The sequence below is a fragment of the Streptomyces mayteni genome, from assembly GCF_054783955.1.
On record NZ_BAAGPR010000243.1, the window covers coordinates 1 to 2,726 of the forward strand.

At 72.8% G+C, this 2,726-nt stretch carries 3 protein-coding genes; 2 read left to right on the forward strand and 1 reads right to left on the reverse strand.

The features are described 5' to 3' along the window. Positions 1–92: 92 nt before the first annotated feature. Positions 93–914: a serine hydrolase domain-containing protein gene (locus ACYVPE_RS39615; protein ID WP_461038696.1), complete on the reverse strand. Its 822-nt coding sequence runs from the start codon at positions 912–914 to the stop codon at positions 93–95. Positions 915–1,061: 147 nt separating this feature from the next. On the opposite strand from ACYVPE_RS39615, the gene ACYVPE_RS39620 reads away from it, so the two are divergent. Continuing rightward, on the forward strand, positions 1,062–1,565 hold the full coding sequence (locus tag ACYVPE_RS39620; protein WP_461038697.1) for a MerR family transcriptional regulator: 504 nt from the start codon (positions 1,062–1,064) through the stop codon (positions 1,563–1,565). Further along, the gene (locus tag ACYVPE_RS39625; protein ID WP_461038698.1) at positions 1,562–2,578 is read left to right on the forward strand and encodes an aldo/keto reductase; all 1,017 of its coding nucleotides are present in this window, start codon (positions 1,562–1,564) and stop codon (positions 2,576–2,578) included. The genes ACYVPE_RS39620 and ACYVPE_RS39625 overlap by 4 nt, the downstream gene beginning before the upstream one ends. The last annotated feature ends 148 nt before the right edge of the window (positions 2,579–2,726 follow it).

Genomic DNA, 2,726 nt, shown 5'->3' on the forward strand with positions numbered 1-2,726 from the left:
GCGGCGCCTGACATGCCGCTCCGCGGCGTGGGGTAACGCGGCGAGGTGCCGTAGCTGGCGTCGCGGCCCCACGAAGATCCGGAAGACAGGCCCTAGCGGGGCGACGCCCCCAGCTCGGCGAGCACCGCGTCGGTGAAGGGCGGCCACGCCTCGGCCGCCCAGGGGCCGAACTGGCGGTCGGTGAGGGCGACGCAGGCCGCGCCGGCCGCCGGGTCGACCCAGAGGAAGGTGCCCGACTGGCCGAAGTGGCCGAAGGTCGCGGGCGAGGAGGTGGCGCCCGTCCAGTGCGGGGACTTGTGGTCGCGGATCGAGAAGCCGAGGCCCCAGTCGTTGGGCCGCTGGTGCCCGAAGCCCGGGAGGACACCGGCGAGGCCGGGGAAGACCACGCTGGTGGCCTCGGTCAGGGTCTCGGCGGCCAGCAGCCGCGGGTGCAGCAGCTCGGCGGCGAAGCGTATGAGGTCGTCGACGGTGCTGGTGGCGGCCCAGGCGGGGGAGCCGGCGAGCGCCGTGCCGGCCATGCCGAGCGGTTCGAGCACCGCCTCGCTCAGGTACTGGGCGAACGGCATCCCGGTGACCTTGGCCACGTGCTCGCCCAGCACCTCGAAGCCGGCGTTGGAGTAGAGCCGACGGGTGCCGGGCGCGGCCGCCACCCGGTGTTCGTCGAAGGCGAGCCCGGAGGCGTGGGCCAGCAGGTGGCGGACGGTGGAGCCGGGCGGCCCGGCCGGCTCGTCCAGCTCGGTGGCGCCCTCCTCGACCGCGATCAGCACCGCGTAGGCGGCCAGCGGCTTGGTGACCGAGGCGAGCGGGAAAGGCCGGGCCGCCGGGCCGCGCACCGCGCGGCGCCCGTAGCCCGTGACCACGCCCGCGGCCGCCGTCTCGACGGGCCAGCCGTCGATCAACTCCAGGCTTCGCATGCCTCCGAGCCTAAGCGCTCGGCCGCGCGGGCCGAGGGCCGGGAGGGGGTACGAGAGGTACCACAGCGAGGGGGAGAGGAATGGAGGTTTCCGTTTTTATCGATGGAGACTTGCTTGGAGTGCACTCCAAGCTCTTAGCGTTCGGGTATGACCCTGACGCAGCGACTGACACCACCAGGACCTGGCGACGAGCACGTCGGCGACGCCGCCCAGGACGACTCCTGCGTGTCCGTGGAACGCGCGCACCCCAGGCCGGACGGGCAGGACCGCTACACCATCAGCGAGGTGGCCGCGCACACCGGGCTCAGCGCGCACACGCTCCGCTGGTACGAACGCATCGGCCTGATGCCGCACATCGACCGTTCACACACCGGTCAGCGGCGATACAGCAACCGTGACCTGGAGTGGCTGGCGTTCGTCGGTAAGCTCCGGCTCACCGGCATGGCGGTCGCCGACATGGTTCGCTACGCCGAGCTCGTCCGGGAGGGGGACCACACCTACGACGAGCGGCGCGCGCTGCTCTGCGCCACCAGGGAGAACGTTCAGGCCAGGATCAGCGAGCTGCGGGATACGCTCGCCGTACTCAACTTCAAGATCGAGTTCTACGCAGAGGCCACCGCGGTATCGGAAAGGGCGCTTCACCCAGCATGAGTGACACCACGATCGACACTGTACGTCTCGGCGAGGGCGGCCCGGAGGTGGGCGTCCAGGGCCTTGGCTGCATGGGCATGAGCTTCGCCTACGGCCCCACCGACACGGACGAGGCGCGCGCCACGCTGGACCGCGCGCTGGAGCTCGGCGTCACCTTCTACGACACGGCCGACTTCTACGGCCTTGGCGAGAACGAGAAGTTCCTCGCCCCGTTCGTCCGCGCGCACCGCGACGAGATCACCGTCGCCACCAAGTTCGCGTTGCAGCTCGACCCGGCGGACCCGACCAAGCGGCTGATCAGGAACGACCGGCCGTACATCAGGCAGGCCGTCGAGGACAGCCTCGAGCGCCTGGAGGTCGACGTGATCGACCTCTACTACATGCACCGCAGGGACCCGGCGGTGCCGATCGAGGAGACCGTCGGCGCCATGGCCGAGCTGGTCGCCGAGGGGAAGGTGCGGTGGCTCGGGCTCAGCGAGGTCACCGGCGCGGAGCTGCGGGCCGCCCACGCGGTCCACCCGATCGCGGCCGTGCAGTCCGAGTGGTCCCTGTTCTCCCGGGACGTGGAGCGGACGGCGGTCCCGGCGGCCCGCGACCTCGGCGTGGCCTTCGTGCCGTACTCGCCGCTCGGCCGCGGCTTCCTGACCGGCTCGTTCACCGACGCCACGAAGGAGCTCGGGGCGGACGACTTCCGCCGCCAGCAGCCGCGGTTCGTCGGCGACAACGCCACCGCCAACCGCGTCCTGCTGGAGCCGATCCGCCGGATCGCGGAGGCCCACGACGCCACGCTCGGGCAGGTCGCGCTGGCCTGGGTGCAGCGGCAGGCCGACGTGTGGGGCCTGCCGGTCGTGCCGATCCCCGGCACCCGCCGGCCGACCCGGGTGACCGAGAACGCGGCGGCGACGCGGGTCGGCCTGTCGGCCGAGGAGCTCGCCGAGCTGGATGGGATTGCGGGCCGGGTGGTGGGTGACCGCTACGCGGACATGACCTTCTCGTCCGCCTCGCGCGACTGACCACCGACCGGCGGTTTTTCCCCCACCCACCCGCCCTTTCCGCTGCCGCGGCGCTGCCGCGCTGGGGGCGGGCGGCGGCCCGCGGGGGCCCAGACCGGGCGGCTCCGCCGCCTGGTCGGGGCCCCTGCGGCCGTGTCGGCCTGCGGCC

Bases quoted from the DNA above. Each gene is read 5' to 3' on its own strand.
- ACYVPE_RS39615 (WP_461038696.1), bottom strand. From the start codon at position 914: ATGCGAAGCCTGGAGTTGATCGACGGCTGGCCCGTCGAGACGGCGGCC.
- ACYVPE_RS39620 (WP_461038697.1), top strand. From the start codon at position 1,062: ATGACCCTGACGCAGCGACTGACACCACCAGGACCTGGCGACGAGCAC.
- ACYVPE_RS39625 (WP_461038698.1), top strand. From the start codon at position 1,562: ATGAGTGACACCACGATCGACACTGTACGTCTCGGCGAGGGCGGCCCG.